Source organism: Parabacteroides goldsteinii DSM 19448 = WAL 12034 (assembly GCF_000969835.1).
Classification (GTDB): Bacteria; Bacteroidota; Bacteroidia; order Bacteroidales; family Tannerellaceae; genus Parabacteroides; species Parabacteroides goldsteinii.
Window position 1 is genome coordinate 424,321 of the sequence record NZ_KQ033912.1, and the last position, 19,919, is coordinate 444,239.

General features: G+C 39.4%; 16 protein-coding genes. 7 read left to right on the forward strand and 9 right to left on the reverse strand.

The features are described 5' to 3' along the window. Positions 1-178: 178 nt before the first annotated feature. On the forward strand, positions 179-784 hold the full coding sequence (locus HMPREF1535_RS01950; RefSeq protein WP_046145139.1) for an HU family DNA-binding protein: 606 nt from the start codon (positions 179-181) through the stop codon (positions 782-784). Positions 785-859: 75 nt separating this feature from the next. Here HMPREF1535_RS01950 and HMPREF1535_RS01955 read toward each other — a convergent pair whose 3' ends face one another. Beyond that, on the reverse strand, positions 860-2,413 hold the full coding sequence (locus HMPREF1535_RS01955) for an ATP-binding protein (protein WP_187386425.1): 1,554 nt from the start codon (positions 2,411-2,413) through the stop codon (positions 860-862). A 341-nt stretch (positions 2,414-2,754) separates the two neighbouring features. On the opposite strand from HMPREF1535_RS01955, the gene tnpA reads away from it, so the two are divergent. From tnpA to tnpC, 3 genes are all read left to right on the forward strand, one after another. Next, positions 2,755-3,078 carry an IS66 family insertion sequence element accessory protein TnpA gene (gene tnpA / locus HMPREF1535_RS01960; protein WP_046145141.1) on the forward strand — a complete coding sequence of 108 codons (324 nt, stop codon included), beginning with the start codon at positions 2,755-2,757 and terminating at the stop codon, positions 3,076-3,078. Next, positions 3,071-3,439, forward strand: a complete 369-nt coding sequence (gene tnpB / locus HMPREF1535_RS01965) for an IS66 family insertion sequence element accessory protein TnpB (protein ID WP_046145142.1) — start codon at positions 3,071-3,073, stop codon at positions 3,437-3,439. The genes tnpA and tnpB overlap by 8 nt, the downstream gene beginning before the upstream one ends. Before the next feature lie 88 nt (positions 3,440-3,527). Beyond that, complete coding sequence (tnpC, locus tag HMPREF1535_RS01970; RefSeq protein ID WP_046145143.1) at positions 3,528-4,988, forward strand: IS66 family transposase; 1,461 nt, start codon at positions 3,528-3,530, stop codon at positions 4,986-4,988. Positions 4,989-5,291: 303 nt separating this feature from the next. Here the strand turns inward: tnpC and HMPREF1535_RS01975 are convergent, their stop codons facing one another. The 5 genes from HMPREF1535_RS01975 to HMPREF1535_RS01995 form a co-directional block, all read right to left on the reverse strand. After that, the gene (locus tag HMPREF1535_RS01975) at positions 5,292-6,191 is read right to left on the reverse strand and encodes a metallophosphoesterase (RefSeq protein WP_046145144.1); all 900 of its coding nucleotides are present in this window, start codon (positions 6,189-6,191) and stop codon (positions 5,292-5,294) included. Between the two features lie 159 nt (positions 6,192-6,350). Beyond that, the gene (locus HMPREF1535_RS01980; RefSeq protein WP_046146364.1) at positions 6,351-7,262 is read right to left on the reverse strand and encodes an endonuclease/exonuclease/phosphatase family protein; all 912 of its coding nucleotides are present in this window, start codon (positions 7,260-7,262) and stop codon (positions 6,351-6,353) included. Positions 7,263-7,319: 57 nt separating this feature from the next. Then, entirely contained in the window at positions 7,320-9,110 is a 1,791-nt protein-coding gene (locus HMPREF1535_RS01985; RefSeq protein ID WP_046145145.1) for a RagB/SusD family nutrient uptake outer membrane protein, read from the reverse strand. An 11-nt stretch (positions 9,111-9,121) separates the two neighbouring features. Beyond that, a complete protein-coding gene (locus HMPREF1535_RS01990) occupies positions 9,122-12,478 on the reverse strand; it encodes a TonB-dependent receptor (protein WP_167769553.1) in 3,357 nt (1,118 codons plus the stop codon). Positions 12,479-12,711: 233 nt separating this feature from the next. Next, entirely contained in the window at positions 12,712-13,728 is a 1,017-nt protein-coding gene (locus HMPREF1535_RS01995) for a FecR family protein (RefSeq protein ID WP_046145146.1), read from the reverse strand. A gap of 129 nt (positions 13,729-13,857) precedes the next feature. Here HMPREF1535_RS01995 and HMPREF1535_RS02000 point away from each other — a divergent pair, with 129 nt between their 5' ends. Then, positions 13,858-14,448, forward strand: a complete 591-nt coding sequence (locus HMPREF1535_RS02000) for an RNA polymerase sigma-70 factor (protein WP_046145147.1) — start codon at positions 13,858-13,860, stop codon at positions 14,446-14,448. A gap of 33 nt (positions 14,449-14,481) precedes the next feature. Here the strand turns inward: HMPREF1535_RS02000 and HMPREF1535_RS02005 are convergent, their stop codons facing one another. Next, positions 14,482-15,924 carry a TlpA disulfide reductase family protein gene (locus HMPREF1535_RS02005; RefSeq protein ID WP_046145148.1) on the reverse strand — a complete coding sequence of 481 codons (1,443 nt, stop codon included), beginning with the start codon at positions 15,922-15,924 and terminating at the stop codon, positions 14,482-14,484. Positions 15,925-16,031: 107 nt separating this feature from the next. Continuing rightward, positions 16,032-17,096: a DUF3810 domain-containing protein gene (locus HMPREF1535_RS02010; RefSeq protein ID WP_392391951.1), complete on the reverse strand. Its 1,065-nt coding sequence runs from the start codon at positions 17,094-17,096 to the stop codon at positions 16,032-16,034. 162 nt (positions 17,097-17,258) lie between these two features. Here HMPREF1535_RS02010 and HMPREF1535_RS02015 point away from each other — a divergent pair, with 162 nt between their 5' ends. Both HMPREF1535_RS02015 and HMPREF1535_RS02020 read left to right on the forward strand, forming a co-directional pair. Continuing rightward, the gene (locus HMPREF1535_RS02015) at positions 17,259-17,522 is read left to right on the forward strand and encodes a hypothetical protein (protein ID WP_007657482.1); all 264 of its coding nucleotides are present in this window, start codon (positions 17,259-17,261) and stop codon (positions 17,520-17,522) included. After that, a complete protein-coding gene (locus HMPREF1535_RS02020; protein ID WP_010802334.1) occupies positions 17,522-17,929 on the forward strand; it encodes a type II toxin-antitoxin system VapC family toxin in 408 nt (135 codons plus the stop codon). The genes HMPREF1535_RS02015 and HMPREF1535_RS02020 overlap by 1 nt, the downstream gene beginning before the upstream one ends. Here the strand turns inward: HMPREF1535_RS02020 and HMPREF1535_RS02025 are convergent. Further along, complete coding sequence (locus HMPREF1535_RS02025; protein WP_224263253.1) at positions 17,922-19,913, reverse strand: tetratricopeptide repeat-containing sensor histidine kinase; 1,992 nt, start codon at positions 19,911-19,913, stop codon at positions 17,922-17,924. The two genes, HMPREF1535_RS02020 and HMPREF1535_RS02025, sit on opposite strands and share 8 nt — an antisense overlap. Positions 19,914-19,919: the final 6 nt, after the last annotated feature.

A 19,919-nucleotide genomic window follows, 5' to 3' on the forward strand; every position in this document is an offset into this window, starting at 1 on the left:
TTATTTATATCTTTAGTGCGTTATTCTTTCTTGTTTGTCAATTGTCAAACGCTTATTCAACAGTAGTCTTACAAGCGTTTGTCAGCTTTCAAACAAGCGTATGACAGTTGGCAGATAAATTAAAAGAAAGCACTCCGGCATTACCGGATGCCTGGTTACACCTTAAACAATAACTGATATGTGTGCAAGATATCGAATGGTTCGCACTCCGAACCCTACTGGAGAGAAGAAAAAACAAGCGTTGCATCCGCGTGTAGTACCTCTCGGGACACTCCATACCGACGATTTAATCGAAGAAGTCGAAAACCGTTCGGGAATTTCGGGAGCAGACATCAAAGGGGCTTTACGGGTCCTTGCAGATGTGGTAGCCGACAGATTGGAACAAGGCTACAATGTCGAAGTAGAGAATTTTGGCTTCCTCAGCGTTTCGCTTTCTTCACGCCCGGTCATGGATAAGAAGGAAATCCGTAGCGAATCGATTCATTTCAAGAATGTCAACTTCCGCTGCGGAAAATACCTGAAAAGTAAATTAAAAACAATGGATCTGGAACGCATGCCGGAAGGAAAAGGAGTGTTACCCCCTTTCGGGGAACGGGTCCGCAGGCTGATGGAATATCTGGAAAAACATCACTATATCACTTGCAGCGATTACCGGGAACTGACAGGTTGTTCCAAGTATCGTGCTTTAGAAGACCTGAAAAAGCTGATCGATGAAGGTAAATTGGAGAAAAACGGGTATCGAAGCACTAGGGTTTATTCATTGCCTTCATCTGAAAAACATTGATAATAAACAACAAGCTTTTACAGATGAAGGAATGAAGGATTATTTTCGAAAAACTTTTTTCAGAGAAAGAGAATCTTACGACCGGACGATCCACTCCGCAATATTCCGCGTTTCATTATCGAAACTCACACCGATTTTAAACAGAGTCCGCGGGTCGGATGCGAACGGCAAAGCGTATTGCCTGTCTTCGATCTGTTGCAATGCCTCTTCTGCCGTTCCATTCAACTTGAACTCCATGACATAAAAGTAACGGTCGGTCTGCAACACCAAATCTATACGACCACGTGATGTACGATATTCCACTTGGGCATAAAAACCGACCAGCTTGAAAACTATAAACAAGACATTCTGGTAATGTACCTCCAAATTGCGGATCAACTCGTAAGGCGTATCGGTAAAGAAACTTTGAAGGCGAACTAAGAACGCATCCACATCACCCTTACGGATATCTCTAACAAAATGTTGAACTTGGAATGCGGTGTCACCCGCTTTTACGGATGTATAAAAAGGCAACAGATAACGGGTAAAACCTTCGGCGACTTCCTCGTTTGGAAAACCAAGCGTGTACATCTTAAACTCCGGATCATAATCCTTGATCGTCAGATAACCACTTTGGTAAATGACCGGTATGGGATTGTATGAAACGGCATCAATGCTGTTCAACACGTCCACATCCGTTTCCGTATGCGCCATGCGATACAAGTCATAATCCGTGCGCTTCAACAATTCTACCAAATAAGTGGGGGTTCCCGTCTCAAACCAATAACTACCCAACTGCTTATATTTAAAGGCATTCAAAAGACTGAACGGATTATAAACGCCCGGACTGCCTGCCGTGAAATGATAACCGTCATACTGCTTCTTCAGCAAAGAACAAGTCCCTTCAAACGTGAGGTTCAACGAAGCTCCCAATGCATGGATATCGTCATCAAAATAGGCATGCAACTCTTCTTCCGATATGCCGCAAAGGGTTACATACGGATCACGCATGGACAAATCGTCCAAGTTATTCAAATCGCTGAACACGCTTACTTTGCCAAACTTCGTGACACCGGTCAGCAAGGCAAAGCGGATCGCACCGTCCATCGTCTTCAATACCCCATAGAAGGGTTTCAGCATATTACGGAACTCTTCCTGGAGTGCTTCATTGCCAATCGCCTGCAACAATGGCTTATCATATTCATCCACCAGGATGACCACACGCCGCCCCGTCTTCTCATATGCACGGCGAACAATTCCCTTAAAACGAAGTTCAGGTGTCTTCTCCGTTTCCGAACGCCCATACAGGAGTTCCCAATTATGTAACGTATCATCCAAGACATACATCAATTGTTCCACCGAGTCATACTTGCCGGTATTCAAATCCAAATGCAGAATCGGATACTCTATCCAATCCTTCTCCAACTGCTCCATCGCCAAACCTTTGAATAACTCTTTCTTTCCCTGGAAATAGGCTTCCAAAGTAGATATCAACAGGCTTTTACCGAAACGGCGGGGGCGGCTCAGGAAATAATAACGTCCCGTCTGAACCAATTGATAAATCAATGCGGTCTTATCAACATAAAGAAAACCGTCTTTACGAAGACTTTCAAAGTTCTGTATACCTATCGGATAAAGTGTTGCCATAATCTGCTTTTGTTTTCGTACCAAGACAAAAGTAATTAAAAAATAGAGATAATGGATTATTAAAAAACTTTTGTTTGAAAAAAGATACCTCTACCATCATCAGGGCAACCGCACCAAAATAGTTCTCGCCCGAAAGAAAACGGATGGGGAACTGTTCTTTTTCCGAATAAGTGCCGTTTTTGCCGACACAAAACACCGTTTTACATAATCGAAATGGTAGTTTAAGGTCATGAGAAAGTCCGCGACGGAAACAATTTTCGTAAGCATTCGAAGAAATGCACCTTTTAGACTTTGAGGTTTGGTTGTAGCTTTGCGGCAGCGAATACAATCAAATCTCAATTATTATGAACAGACAAGAATTTGAAGAATTAGAATTACAGGTGCAACAAAGCAACCTGCCGTTGAAGTCGTACCTTCAACAGATAGGTGTAAGTTATTCAACCTATCACTACCGGCGTAGAAAATGTTCCGCTGACAGTAACAGTGTCAGACAGGAGTTGGCTCCCATCAGTTTTAAACAGGCAGTTACGGAGTCTTTCCAGGAAGAACAATTGCTTTATGGTGTGGCCCTGCTGTTTCCCAATGGGCTTCGTGCCCACTTTGGAAGCGGTTCAAAAGATATACTGATGGAAGTTTTAAGCCAAAGTCTTCGAGGCGGCCATGTTTAACCTGAACGACACGATGCGCTACTTCCTGTGTCCGGGCAGGACAGATATGCGCAAGGGTATCAGTTCGCTATGCGGAGTGGTACATGAGAAGATGAACAGTGAAGTGAGGAACGGTGATGTCTTCATCTTCATCGGCTCCAGCCGCAGACTCATGAAACTGCTTCATGCCGAAGACGGAGGTATGGTAATGTATGTAAAACGCCTGGAGGCCGGTCGCTTCAAACTGCCGGAGTATGATTCCAAATCAAACAGCTACCCCATGGAGTGGCGCGACCTGGTGATGATGGTTGAAGGCATACAGGAAAACCCGGAACAGAGGCTCCGGCGGTTGAGGGCTGAACGTAAGGAATACCATGTATAACATGCTTCTCAGTGAGAGCAAAAGTACGGATATTGTTGTGTAATTCACTATAATTTAGTATATTTACATCAACAAAAAGGTACAGACAATGGAAGAAAAGGAAATATTACTCAAGACGACAGAAGGGCTGAATGCCTCTATAGTCTCATTGTCTACTACTAATAAGAATCAATCCGAACAGATAAAAAATCTGCAGGAACGTATCAAGGAGTTGACGGCTCAGGTCGCATGGCTGAACCGTCAGCTCTTTGGTCGTAAATCGGAGAAACTCCGCGTATATGATCCTAATATGCCCGATCTCTTTGCCGGCGAGTTTTCCGGACTCCGGCAACAGGTGGAAGAAAAGCGGGACGAGGCTGTGAAAAAGATTGAGAAGGAATCGGTGGAAGACGGAAAACGAAATCGTCAGAACCGCAAAATGACAGAGGACTTACCCGTATTGGAGACCGATACAATAGAACCGAAAGGCGTAGAAATAGCTCCCATGCCGCTGATGCCGGTCGACAAGTGCATCGCTGATACCAGTCTTCTTGCCGAAATATTGCTTCAGAAGTATGAATATCATGTCCCGTTCTACCGTCAGATACAACAATACCGCCATCTTGGAATGAAAGGTCTGACCGAAAGTACACTGACCGGCTGGTTCAAGAAAACAGTAGAACTGCTTAAGCCTCTGTATGAAGAACTCAAACGGGAAGTCTTCTTCTGCGACTATGTACAAGCGGACGAGACTACAGTTCCGGTCATTAACAGGGAAAAGCACAAGGCCGACAAGGAATATCTTTGGATGGTAAGATCAGTCATGGAGAAACTGGTCATCTTCCATTACGACGGAGGATCACGAGCCGGAGCGGTCATCGAATCCCTGGCAAATCAATATAACTTCAAGGGATATCTTCAATGTGACGGTTTTGCAGGCTATGAAACAGCCTTCAAAACCAACCCCAACGTGCGGCTGCTCAACTGTCTGGTTCATATCCGTCGTCATTTTGAGCAAACGTTGGATGAAAACAGGGAGATGGCCCAACATGCACTGACTCAGATACAGCATATCTATAAAATAGAACGTCAGTGTGACGAAGCCGGCCTGTCATATGATGAGCGCAGACAGACGCGTCAGGAACTGTCCAGGCCAATCATGGAGGCAATGAAGGTCTGGATGGAGACAGAAGGCATTAAATACAGTCCAAGTTCTTTGACAGGCAAGGTCATTACATATGCCTATACCAAATGGGATAATATTATGAGATGCCTGGACGATGGCCGCCTGTACTGGGATAATAATCTGGCGGAAAATGTCCAACGACCCATTACTTTGAGCAGAAAAAATCTTCTCTTCTGTGGTAATCACGAAGCAGCGGTTAATATGTCTGTCATATGTTCTTTGCTGGCCACATGTAAGGCACTTGATGTAAACCCAAGGGTATACCTGAACGATGTCATCGCACAAATGCCTTATCACAAAAAGGCAACTCAAGAAGAACTTTTGAATCTACTTCCACACAAATGGAAGTTGAAACATCCGGAATGTGTACTGACAAAACAATAGGAGGTATATGGGAACTGACCACGAATGCAACATACAGGTTTAACAAAACAATAGCGACTGCTACTATAAGGTTCATAGTGACAGCCGCTAAAAAAATGCCGTATTGTCAAAGAACGATTTAGATGCCATAAATTCGGTTTCGAAGATATGGTGATTCTTATTGCTTGTGGGTTACACAACTTTAGAATCAGTCATAAAATGAGCTATATAACAATTTAATCTATATAATGTCTATTGTAATATTGCAATGGCAAATGACAGGACGACTATAACCTTTTTAATGTACTTCAATCTTGTTAACCTTCAACAACTTTTCAAATCCTTACTCGGCGTATTTCCAAATCCTATTAACTTTATATTCTTATTTGGATATACTTCAACTATCGCATAAGCATTATTTTCTGGAAAATCCCCTTCTATCATACCATTCATTGTGAAATAATGAATATGATTTTGAAAAGAATAAGATCCTTCATGATGATGCCCTTGAAAAACAGCTAAGACACGTTGAGATTCAATTAATACTTGATTTACCTGTTCAGCATTCTTTACATACAAACCCTCGTATAAGCCTGAACCCTTATCTAATAGCTGATGTATAAATATAATAACAGGTTCTTTACCTTCATGCAATTCTTGTCGTAACCATTCTAACTCTTTATCTGGAACCAATGCGATCTCCCAATTAAAATTACCAGAATCATAATCACTTTGGTCTTCCCTAAAGTTTGCATCTAAAACTATAAATTTCAATCCACCATGCTTAAATGAATAATAGCTTTTACCATTTACTTCATCAGGATTCTTGATATTAGATAGGAAATCTAATTTCGAAATACTATCCATATCATGATTTCCTAAAACATGATAAACCCTTCCAGAAAAACTTTGCAATAACTTCTCTATATCCCTTAAATAAGAGATTGTCTCTTCTTTTTGAGGATTTAAACCTTGATCTTTTAGATCTCCTAATTCTATAATAAAGTCTAAATTATGCTTTTCAAACACATCTAATGCTTCTTGTGTTTTTGCGAAAGAATCTTTATAACACCTTGTATTATTTGACTCTCTAAATGCATAATGTAAGTCTGTTATTAAACCAAACCTCACATTAACCTCTTTTCCACAAGCATTTAAAAACGGAGCTATAGCGCATCCGCTCACAAAAGTAATAGTTGATTGTAAAAAACGTCTTCTATCCATAAATCCTTTAAAAAGTCAATAGTATTATCAAATTAAACTATTGCAAGTACAAAATCTGTAGAAATATATTTGAAGTCAGATAATTGCTCTAACAACACAATATAGAAAAATTATCTTTCGGAGCTGAATGATTTATCCAAAATCAATAGTAAGGAAATATTATTTCTCTAACCGTTTATCAACCAATATATCCACACAAACTGGATAATGATCCGATATATAATCTGTTTCCCTCCCATTAAACACATAACCATCAACTACAAAAGGAGCTATTTTAGGTGATGCTAATATAAAGTCAATTCTTTCCTTTCTTTTTTTCAAACGATAATCTTGCTTTGATGTCGTCATTAACAAATGACTCGGAAAAGACATCCTCTTTTCTACAGGAACAAAAGGTTGTATAACATCCAACAAAGGAGTACCTAACAATTTTGAAATAGCAAAATAATCAAAATTCCCTGCGGGGAAATTTTCACTGTTAATTCCTCCTCGCATCAATGGTAGTAATACTGAATTATTTTCTAAATAGTCTGCATCCATCGGTGAATGAGCATTCATATCTCCCATCAAAAACAAACTGTCTAGCTTATTGGTGTTTATATAATCAACCAATATATCTGCCTCTTTCAATCTCTTTTTCCAAGAACCTGGATGTAAATGTGTTACAATAAAATCTATTCCAAAAGTTTTCACATGTAAAAAACCATGGTGAAAACTCATATTCTTAGATATTACCTCGATTGGTTTTTTTGATGATATTCCTACAGATAATCCTTTTTCTTTTAAAATAATCACATAAGGATGTCCCCATAATTTAGCACAATCCGCAAACTGTTTCTGAGTCATACTCAATTCTTGAAAAGCAGACACCTCCGGATCTTGTTGCTTTAACCAATTCACCAATTGATCTTTTCTCTCCTCTTTATTAAATGCTGATAATATATTATAAGAAGTTACTCTTATTTTTTCCCATTGGGGTTCCCAATGTTCCTCTAATGCATGAAATTGCTCTTGAGATACTACTTTAAAGACTGAAAATAAAAATACAAATATAAACAACTTTCTTTTCATAATTTTCCAATGTAATAACATGGTTTGGATGAAAATCCAAACCATGTTATGTTATTATTATTCATTCTCCCAACCTGGACTCTGAGTAAGATTAGGATTTAAAGTCAATTCTTGTTTATTTATAGGTTCATAATATAGCTTCAAATCATTATCACTATATACAGGTTGTAACTCACCATTATATGGTAAAACATAACCTTTTGTCGCTCCTGGTATCACATTCCCTTCACGATCGCCCAAGATTGCTTTAAATTTAGGTGTTCCATCCTCATTATAGGCAGCTTGTGGCCTTTTTTCCAGATCCACATAACAACCCACAAAAGGTTTTGAGAAATAACTGGCTTTTTTCCAACGTAAAATATCAGAAAAACGAGAACCGTCAAATATCAATTCTACTTGTCTTTCTCTTCGAATCTCCCATAACAAAGGTGAAATTTCAGGCGCAAATTTACCTTTCTTTGGATCATTTATTTTATTAGCAAATTCAACCGTTAAATCAGACATACCAACTCTTCGCCTCAATAAATTTATGGATTTATCCAAAACATCATTTGTACATAAACCCAACTCTTCCATTGCCTCAGCATAATTTAGCAAGATTATACTTAATGTATAAATCGGAGCATCTGTTATACCGGTAGTTGCATCTGTATTGGGTGAGTCTGGATTCCAATATTTATAAATATGATAACCAGAAGGAGAATGAATATAACCCTCACCTGTAAAAGCCGGCATAAATGGAGGTAAATCTCCTGAATAATTATGATCCATGGCCGGAAGTTGAGTTGGATTAGAATCATTATACGGTAAAACAAACGACATCAACAAGCGTGGATCTCTATCCTTAAACTCTTCTTCTAAAAATTCAGGTTCTCCTGCTATCGCTTTTGGATGTAACGGACTTACACCATAAGGTAGTCCATCTTTACATAAGTAAGCTTCAACCGCATCCTTTGTTCCCCCAAATGTACCGGTAGAAGATTCTCCAGAAGATATAGCAGTTGTCATTTGATTTGATATAACACCAGCTTCATACTGCTTATAAAGAATAATTTCCGGATTACCTGCCAAATCCAAAGATGAATATAAGGATCTATAATCCTCACACAAGGTATAACCTCTTTCCATTAATGTTTCTGAAGCCTTTATACACTCTTTCAACCATTTTTCCCAATCTTGTAAATTCAACTCCTTATGATACTTACGATAAGTACCCTCAAACAAACAAATTTCAGATTTTAAGGCTAAAGCGACATCTCTATTCACTTGATTTTCCTCATCATCTATACGGATATGTTCAACAGCAAAGTTTATATCCGCCAAAACAGAGTCCATGACTAATGCTCTTGGATCTTTAGGGTTAAATAACTCTTCACTAGAAGTTGTTAACTCCTTTCCAATCCAAGGTACATCATTAAATGCTTTTACCTTTGAAAAATATTCTTTAGCTCGGAAAAAACGTGCAACTCCCTCCCAATGCAATTTAACATCTTCATCCAAATTACAATTTCTTGCGGCAGTTACCATTATATTTATATCCCTTAACTTTTTCCAGCTCCATGAACCACCTGTCTCCGGAATTACTCTTCGATCAAATATTCGGCTATTTTGGTTCATAGCTCCCCGACAAATTTCATCTGAATTATTTTGAATTACATTCTGATCATTCCCAACTCCAAATCCATGAAAGTCGTATAAGTTCAATGCATATCCTCTAAAATCAGCCTCTGATTGCCATAAAGTTTCTTCTGTCATCTTATCTCCCGGATATTTTTCCAGAAAACTATCATTACATGCAGAAAAAGCCGTACTCAAAAGTATTGTAACTAATAATGTTTTCTTCTTCATAACTTACAATTTTAAAATTTAATATCTACACCGAAAGAAATCTCTTTAGCAAATGGATAAGTATGACTACCTCCTATTTCTGGATCTATACCTTTAGGTAATGGTGTAAACGTTAATAAGTTTTCAGCACTTACAAACAAGCGTAATTTTGATAAATATAATTTAGACAATAACGATTTAGGTAATGAATAGCCTATTGTTAAATTCTTCAATCTAACATAAGCTGCATTTTGTAAATATTTTGTTTGAACTTGTCTGTTCCATGCCCAATCAGCAATAGGTCTAGGATAATAAGCATCTGTATTTTCAGGAGTCCAAAAATCCATAGTATGCTTAAACAAAGACTCATAACTCTCAGAGAAGGCAAATATTAAACTATTACTAATCCAAAGATCCCTTTTTCCAACACCTTGGAAGAACAGGGACATATCGAACCCTTTATACTGAGCTCCCATATTAACTCCAAATTGGTAACGAGGTGATGAGTTTCCTATTATACGCTTATCACCAGGATTTTCTAATGTATTATTACCATAATCTATTTTACCATCATTATTCAAATCCTTATACTTTACATCTCCGGGCATTGGCACTCTGTTACCTGTTATTATGTCTTGATTTGGAATTCCGTCTTTATATTTTCTATTACCTTCAGAATCTACGATAAAATCATCTTCTGTAAAAAAGCGATCAGTTTCGTATCCCCAAATCTCTCCTAAATATTCTCCTTCATAATTACTAGTATATAATCCAGTAGGATTAGCAAACTTCACAATCTTAGTTCTATAATCATAAAGATTAAAACCTACATTATAAGAAAAATCACCTATTTGATCATTCCAATTTACAGACAACTCCCAGCCATTAACACGTAAGTCAGCCGCATTTTCTTTTGGAACACTTGTTCCCAAAACACCAGGTAAAACTTCACCCGGCATCAACATTCCTTCCGTTTTTCTAGAATACCATTCAAATGTTGATGTCAATCGATTGGAAAATAATCCTAAATCAACACCTAAATTCAAATTTTTCACCTCTTCCCATGTGAAATTATCATTTACAATTCCTCTAGGTGTTATTGTTACAGCCTTTTTTCCTGCCACTATCCAATTAGATAATCCGGTTCCGTAGGTTGGTATAAATGCATAAGGAGAAATAGACTGATTTCCCTGTATCCCATAAGATGCTCTTAATTTTAAATTATCTAAAAAAGTATCTGACCAATCCATAAAACTTTCCTCCGATACTCGCCAACCTAAAGAGGCAGAAGGCAAATAAACAAATCGACTGTCTTTTCTAAATTTAGAAGAACCATCATATCGATTTACCACTTCCAATAAATACTTTTCCTTATAGTTATAATTAAATCGGAAGAATCCTGATCTGGTAGACCATTCACTCAAATCATCACCGACATAAGTATTACCCATTGACAAATCCAGTGAAGGAACATTATCAGAAACCAATTTCTCTCCTTTTGCAAAGAAACTGCGAGATGTATATAATTCTTGATTATATCCTAACATTAATCTGAATTTATGATTTCCAAAGGATTTTTCATATTGCCCCCACAAATCAAATACCTGATAATTGCTTGATTTATCATCTCGTTGTAAATAATTCACCTCATTTTTATAATATTCAACACCACCACTCATAGGATGTACAGTCTGATAACTGTTTTGATGAAAGAAATCTTCTCCATCATTTCTCCTATAAGTATATCTTACATTCAATTCTAAACCTTTTATAGGTTTAATTGTCGTCATAAATTGTAGATTATAATTATTGTTTAAATTATAATTCTGTGCACCATAATCTATAATCTGAGGTGAATAACCATAGGGTAAATTATGTATGTCGTTTATCCCTGTAAGCCAAAACGTAGGACGAAGATAAGATACACTATATAAATACCAATCACCTTGAGGAATATACGGAAATTCAGTTTTGTTCCTAATATAACTTGAAGATAATTGTAATGACAACCAATCGGTAACATTAGAATTTAGTTTAATACTTATATTTTTTCTACTATATTTATCCCTATCCCTGGTCAACACACCATTTTGATTCATCAATCCTGCACTAATATGATAAGCAACTTTCTTACTACCTCCATTGACAGAAACATTATGTCTTTGAAGGAAACCAGTTTCAGTCATTACCTTAATCATATCAGTATTACCTAATGGATAAAATACTCCATCAACAATTTTATACGTATTCCTTTCTGTCGTATTTTCATATAAATCCAACCAGGTACTTACACTATGCCCCCAATAACTATCATAAGATCCTGATTTATTACCCCATGCATATCCACCATATTTTATCTGAGTTTCAGGATCAACTTTTTCAGGTAAATCTGTCGGTTTACTCCAAGATATGTTATTGGAATAATTGACTTCAATTTTTTTATCAAAAGTACCTGATTTTGTAGTAATAAGAACAACACCAAATGCTGCACGTGCTCCATAAATAGCAGAAGAAGCGGCATCTTTTAATACCGAAATAGACTCAATATCTTCAGGTGGAATCGTATTGGCATTCATTTCAACACCATCAACGAGAACCAATGGTCCTCCACCATTTAATGAAGTTGTACCACGGACATTAAATGAATAACCTGATCCCGGCTTACCATTTGATTTGGAAACTTGTAAACCTGCAACTTTACCTTGTAAAGACTGTCCAAGTTGTGTTATAGGCCTGTCCTCAATAAAGTCTTCTGATTTTATTTCTGTAACAGCTCCCGTCAAATTCACTTTCTTCTGCGTTCCATATCCCACAACAACTAATTCATCCAAAACTTCTGTATCTTCGCGAAGAGAAACATTCATCACTTCGCTTTTTCCTACTTTTATCTCTTGTGTATTATACCCTATATAAGAAAAAGAAAGAGTACTTTCGGGAGAAACTGTCAACTCATATTTTCCATCAGCATCAGTGACTATCCCGTTTGTTGTTCCTTTCTCTATCACATTTACCCCTATAATAGGTTCACCACGTTCATCCTTAACAACTCCTTTTATTCTTTTTCCCTCTTTTTGCTGAAGTTCCTGTTTTTCCGTCGACAAAATAATCTTCTTATCCACCACCGAATAACGCACATCCGTACCAGCAAACACAGTTTCCAGCACTTTAAATATATCGCTTTTCTTAGCTACGACAGAGACTCTCCGATGCAGATCGACATGTTTGATATTGAAGAAGAAAGAGAAATCTGATTGTTCCTCGATCTCATCCAACACTTCTTTTACCGTTTGGTTCCGCATCTCCAAATTCACAGTAGCCTTCTGTGCATAGCTGTCTGTTGCTTGCGCCAAACCTATGGAACATAATAGTAAGAAGACTGATAACTTCATAACTCTCGGTATTTTATTTAAGATAAACCGCAGAAACTCTGCTACCCAAAACTGTTGGGTATTAAAATGTTTTTGCATAACTTTGTACTGATCTAATTAATAAAAGTGATTTACTACAGCTTGTCGCCAAACAAGCGTTTTAAATTAATTCTTTCCATCCGGTGAAATACGCCAATATTTCTCCGGATGTTTTTCTTTAGGGTGGTTTGCTTTTCATGATCTTTTCAATTAGATTAATAAATTTCTATTCTCGCTCTCTCATTTGTCGTATTCTGGGTATCCAGATAACGCCATTTTATATTCGATGATATTTTAAATATTTCCAATATACGTTCCAGACGCTGGTTTGTGAAAGTACCGTTGAAGGCTTCACTACGAAGGCGGTCATTGGATAATACGAAGTTTACATTAAAACGTTTCTCCAACATCCGCAATGCTTCCGGTAACGGAGTTGCCAGGAAAACGATCTTTCCGTCTTTCCAGGCAGTCTCTGTTTCACCACTTGTCCGAAGCAGCTTAACCTGAGAAGAGGTTGTATCATACAGCAGTTTTTGTCCGGGTTTCATCTCTACCGTAGCAAGTTTCTGATTCTTCTGATAAGCAAAGCGGACTTTCCCTTCCACCAACGTTGTGGAGATAAACGAATCTCTCTCGAACGCCTCTACATTAAAAGAAGTTCCCAATACTTCAATCTGTGTATGACAAGGACCGGATACGATAAAACGATGCTCAGGATCTTTCTGTACTTCAAAGAATGCCTCTCCTTTTAGTTGAACATTTCTCTTTTCTCCACTGAAAGAAGAAGGATAGATCAAAGAAGATTCTGAATTAAGATAAACTTTGGAACCGTCAGGAAGGTCGACAGTCGTCGTCATTCCCGGATTTGTTTTTATCTCGATCATCCGGGCAATCTCAGTCCGGGGAGTAAAGTGCTCGATGCCCCAGATAATAAGAAGGGGAACAAAGAGAATAGCTGCCACCCGCTGTACCCAGGTAAACCAGTTTACGAGCGAACGTTCCTTACTCATTTTACGGTTGACGGAAGCCAAAGCCCTCTCTGTATTCACCTGCGATTCCATCCGCACCGTGCCCATTGCCTGATCGATGGCATACATTTGTTTGACAATCCGGTAATTATCTTCCGACTGCCCGATCCATTCCTCTACCATCCGGCATTCTTCTATCGTTGCCTCACCGGAACAATACCGGGGAAGAATCTCTTCTATCTTATCTATATTGAATGTTTCCATCTGCACTTTTATCCCTGTTTATATATTAGACAAGAGAACTACGACAGATTACTAAACGGGAATCCACTTTTTTTTGATATTTTTTTTCTACGACAAAAAACCTACCTTTGCAACCAGGGAGAAAGTGATATGAAAAATACCTCACAAGCGATAGATGATTCATTTCTGTTATCAGCCATGCAACATGGGGATAAAAAGGCTTATGGTACCTTATTCAGAAGATACTATCCGATGTTATGTACGTATGCAAATCGATTTGTTAGTCTGGAAGATGCCGAAGAGATCGTGCAGGATGTCATGTTATGGTTATGGGAAAATCGGGAAATACAAACCTTCAACACCTCCTTCAGCCAATACCTGTACAAGGCAGTCTACCACAAATGCATCAATCAACTTACCCGCCAACAGTCACAACTGCGGGCAGAAACACGTTTCTACGAATATATGCTGGAAATGCTACAGGATACCGATTTCTATCAAACGGAAGAACTGAAAAAGCATATCATCGAGGCAATACATGCCTTACCGCCCAGTTACCGGGAGGCATTTGTAATGCATCGCTTTGAAAATAAAAGTTATAAAGAGATTGCCGAAATCCTGCAAGTTTCCACCCAAACGGTAAATTACCGTATCCAGCAAGCCTTAAAACAGTTACGGGTCAGTTTAAAAGATTATCTACCGATCATCTTCTTATTACTCCCCAAAAACCTGCTTTCTTAAAGGCTTACTGAATTGTAAGGTTAGATTTCAGAATCATTCACCGGCTTCCCGTAACTGTTCCGCCAGTTTATCCATATCTTCCGGGCTGGCTGCTTTCTTGAATTGCAACTCTCCCTTCTTATTGATGATAGCGCAATGAGGTATGTATAAGGCACCGTTATTTCCGAATGTATTGTAGATATCCATCTTGAAAAACTCATTAATAATAACGTGGTCGCCCTTCAGATTATAATACCCGGCCATCTTCTTCCACAAAGCGGCATCGGTCGGACGGTCGATAGAAACATACAACAATACGATGTCATTCTCTTTCGCATATTGTTGCAAAGGTTTCACATGGGCAAAAGACTCACGACAAGGACCGCACCAGGTAGCCCAGATATCGATAAAAATAACTTTGCCGGCATATCGGTCGGTTATCTCTTTAAAGGAACGCACACTATCGGTGTTCAGTATATGAATGTCTTCGGGAAGCTCCTGATTGTTGAATGCGATATTTTTCTGTATCGCTTTTTCCAATGCCGGAGTCAGCGTGCTACCCGGATGCAATTCTTTAAACTGTTCGTATAAAGCCGGTATCCCCGTTGAATAACTCTCGTTCGATGCGTCTTCAAGGATCACGTTAGCCATGGCGACTTCCTGTACACGCCCTTTTAGATTGTTTTTATACCAGTCGAAAAGTTTCTGTTTACCTTCATTCCGGTCTTTAGGCTGCTGTTTTGTTTTCATGTAAAGTTCTATACCGGCTACATTGGATATCACATCAGCAAATGCTTCGGAAAAGACATTCTCCGGCTGACTGATATCCGCATATGCCAACATTTCCGGATAGACGGCCTCCCACTCTTTCTTTGTTTCTTCCGTACCCTGATAGTTAATGCCAAAATATTGGTTCATAAAGGCCAGCAACATCTGCATACGAACGTCTTGTACCGCCCTCTTTTTGAATACATCATCCACCCCTGTAATCTTTTGCTCTATTCCCGACGCATAATCCGTCAGTTTCTGATAGACGGAAGAGGCTACTGTATCCTTTGCTACCTGGAAAGCATCGCCTCTTCGTGCTCTCAAATTAAAGACTTCTTCCTGTAAACGGGAAAGTTCTTTTACTATTTCATTTTCTTTTACCAACGTATTTTCAATACTCAGGTTATTTTCGAGGGATGCGTCGATATCGAGTACATTCTTTCCCGGTTCAGCATAAACCGTTCCCAGGTATTTTTGCCCATAGATATAGAAAGATATCTTCTCATTTCCTTTAGACGGAAGAGTGATACGATACGTACTGTCGGCTTGCAGAAACAAGGTATCCCTTTGTGTCGCATTGTATATACCATCCATTGTCGGCCGATAAACAATCGTATTACCGGAAAGATTCGAAACTTTACCTTCAAGGATTATCGATTCCGGCGAACACCCCGTTAATCCCCAAATAGCTATACCAGCCAATACACATCCCAGTCTTTGATTTTTCATCTTATTAGTTTTAGATATTTGCTACATAATTGATATATGCAAAAGTAGAGAATTATTTTAATCCATATCTACCGTTAGGTATTTATTTCTGTTGGCTTGTTACGCGATCATTTTTCTAGTGAGGAAGCATCCAGAGCCATTAAAAGAGCGACCACTTCCGAATAATTCTGACGGCCGGAAGGAATGTTGTTTCCTTTCAGGAACCAATTATAAACTGTGTCCTGTATATCGCCGATTGTCGGGCTATATAATGTCTGCCAATAAGCCACTTTACGGTTGTAGGCATCTTTCACATCCGGAGAGATCGTTTCTTTCCAACGGTTGAATTCCTCTTCCGGCAACAACTGGTACGCATTGCCCAGCACATAAGGCAACAAACCGAAATAAGCGGAGAAACGTATTTCCGGTACTTCGGAACGTGAACATGCCAGAAAGCCGTACAGGTTTGCCTCCGCCTCATTGGATATGCCCAGTACATGTGCCATTTCATGAGCATAGGTGAAAGGATACTGGACCGGAAGCAGATCCGGATTCAGATTGTATTCGGTAAAGAACGGCCCCATATATCCCAGTATGCCGACACCGCTCATCAGGGCCGGGACCAGCATCGGTTTCGGATGCAGGTAAGTTGCAGGCGAGACCAAGCCGAAACGTCCTGCTATTTCCTGGTAGCTTTTCTCCACTTCCTTCGCCACGATAGCCTCGTCGATCTTCCCGACAGGAACAAAAGAAGCATTCAATGCCTCCATGTAATCAGCCAGAAACGAACGGAAGTTATCCTCCGAATAGGCTGCATAAGGCACCTCCGCCCGGGCATAGAAATTCATTCTGAAATAATTCATCCCCCAGGCCATATAGAACCAGACATATACCCAAAGCAAAAATTCCGCCATCCGCCCGATGGTCCTCAACCACGGACGCCGTTTCACAATCGCATAAACCAGATAGACTACCAACCCTGCAATACTGCCATAAATGAAGCAATCGCCGATCGAGAAAGGGAAAAGAGAAGAAAAACGGGACAACACCCCCGAAAACACCGGATAAACCGTACGGGCATACCACTCTCCCATCACAGGAAAAGACATAGTCGTCCGGATAAACACCAGCAAAACCACCAGTACAACCCAGCGCAAACGTATATTTTTAATCACATCCTTTACATTCATCATGCAAACAAAGATAGATAATCCCTTTCACTCTCCAAACGGATTATGAATTTATACAGAGTTAATTTCCCCATTTACCATCTACTTTAAAACAAAAAACAACATAAATATACCGCCACTTTAAAACAAACGAGCTATCTTTGTAAAAAAGAAAGGAGAAACTTTATGGAACAGGCATTAAATCCCGTAGATTGGTATATGAAACTGTTGGCTCCATTAAGTCCGGATATAAAATTAGACTTAATCAGCAAATTGTCTGAATCTTTAAAAGACACGCATACATATTCAAAAAAAACCTCATCCAAATCTTCCGATTTCTTCAGTGCATTATCAGGAGCTTGGGAAGATGATACTTCTGTTGAAGATGAAGTCCGGAAAATCAGGGAAAGCAGAACCAGTAACCAAACTCGAATAATAGACGAATTTTAATGAAAACTAAAGGTTATCTGTTAGACACCAATATCTGCATATCTATGCTTAAGAACAAATATGGTGTTCGCGAGGCGATATTAAAAGCCAAAGCTGAAAATTGTTATGTATCTGAAATAACTTTAGGAGAACTCTATTTTGGTGCATCATTCAGTGACAATAAAAAAGAACGTTTAAAAGATGTTGCCTTTATAGTAGACCGTTTCAAAGTAATTTCCGTTTCAGGAACATTACCTTTATTTGGGGATATCAAAGCTAATTTGAAAAGAAAAGGAACATTAATTGATGATTTTGATATCTTAATAGGATGTGCAGCTATTCATAACAACTTAATCCTGGTTACAGACAACATAAAACATCTGGAAAGACTGCCTGGAATTTTCATCGAAAACTGGACAGTTAGATAGGATGCACAAATATAAACCGTGCCCCGCCGGTATAAGCAGGATCGACAGTTAGCGTGCCACCGAAAAGTCCGGCGATCGTACGACAAATAGGCAGGCCCAGACCGGCTCCCTGCTTGAATTCATCCACCTTTTCGAAACGATTGAAGATGCTTTCCTGTTTGTCGGGAGGTACACCGCAACCGGTGTCCGTGACAGAGAAAATAACTTGCATCTTCTCTTTGTCGACCTGATAATCGAGGTTGATCTCTCCCTGAGCGGTGAATTTGGCGGCATTGGTCAACAGGTTCAGCAATAATTGCTGCAAACGAAGTATGTCGGTCTTCATGACAAAATCCTTTTCCGAACAGGTCAGAGTCAAGTTTACACCCGGCTGTATTTTCTGCTGCACACTCTTTTCAACATCCTTACAACATGCATAAATATTGCACTCTTTGAGGTTCAGATTATAAGACCCCGATTCCAGACGCGATAGGTCGAGAACGTCATTTACCAGGTCGAGCAACAAGTCCGAATTATTATTGATGATCCGGATAAACTCTTTCCTTTCTTCCTCGTCCGCATCTTCCAGCAAACCGGAAAAGCCGACGATCGCATTCAACGGCGTCCGTATCTCATGGCTGATGTTGGCGACAAACGCAGACTTCAGCCGATTGGATTCCTCCGCCTGTTCTTTGGCTATACGCAGTTTATCGGTCGTATCGATCAATACCCCGCGTTCCTTTTGCAAGTCATCCTTCAGTTTGCGGACATGGTAAACGTAACGAAGTAAAAAAGAGAACAGCAACAACAGCACACCGAAAAAGACAAGCGAGACAGTCAGTTGGGTTTGCTTTTGAGATAACTGTTCCTTCTGGTAAACCAGGCGTTGCTCCTGTATTTTCTGTTCATTCAGATCATGCAGTGTACGGAGCTGGTTTAGCTGGCGGGTGAAAGCCTTAACATTTATCTGTTCTACAAACGTCAGCAGTTGATCGTAAAAGACCAGCGCCTCCTCTTTCTTTCCGGCCGCTTTCAGTATCTCAGCCTTCAATTTAAGAGGTTCGGTAGAATAATCGACAGACAATACTTTATCTATTTCACGGATCGCCTCGGGATACTTTTTCACATAAAAATAATACCGGGCCATCGCCAGGTTGTATACCGAGATCAGAAAAGGGTCATTCCTGTTCGTATCGTCCACATAAGAAGACGCCTGTTGCATAGCCTTCTTCGCCTCTTTCGGTTTATCTTCTGCAATATATAAGTTCGTATAATAGGAATACAAGAAACAATACTTCTGCCGGAACGGATAATTCATCCATTTAGCTGGTTGTTCACTCTCCATCATATGTATTACAGACTCATAATAAACAAGGAGCGACCTCATTTTCTCCAATTCATTAAGCCTCAGGTAAGCAATCAAGAGGAAGGGCGTCAGTTGCATTTCATAATCAGGTTGCCCCCCGGACTCTTTCAGCAAGCTCATCCCTTTTTCAAGAGCGGTCGCAGCATCCCGGTCGCGACCGATCATGATATAAATCAATCCCAAGTATTCATTACTCGAGATAGTTCCTTGCAAATTACCGGTCTCATCCGACAGCATCTGAAGACGCACGGCTTCATTCATCGCCAACTCGTATTCTTCATTATTCAGGTAATAACGACAATAATAATTCAGGAAATCAAACGCCTCATGAGGAGTTTCCTTGCGAACCTTCGTTACCGAATCGAATATCCCTCCCCAATATAGCAGGCTATCCAATTTATTCAGGTTGCAATAATAACGTCCCAATCCGGAAAGGGCATAATAATAATGATTCATAGAATCGACCGGAGCCGCCGTTTCCATGAGTTGTTGCAGATAACCGACTTCTTCCGGCGTTTCCCAGTTCAGCCGAGACAACCCGAGCAATGACTTTAGTTTCACTTTCACATCCGTTGTATTCCGAAGAACGGACAACAAACTATCCTGACCTGATTTCTTTTGATTTTCAAAACTATTCATACCCAA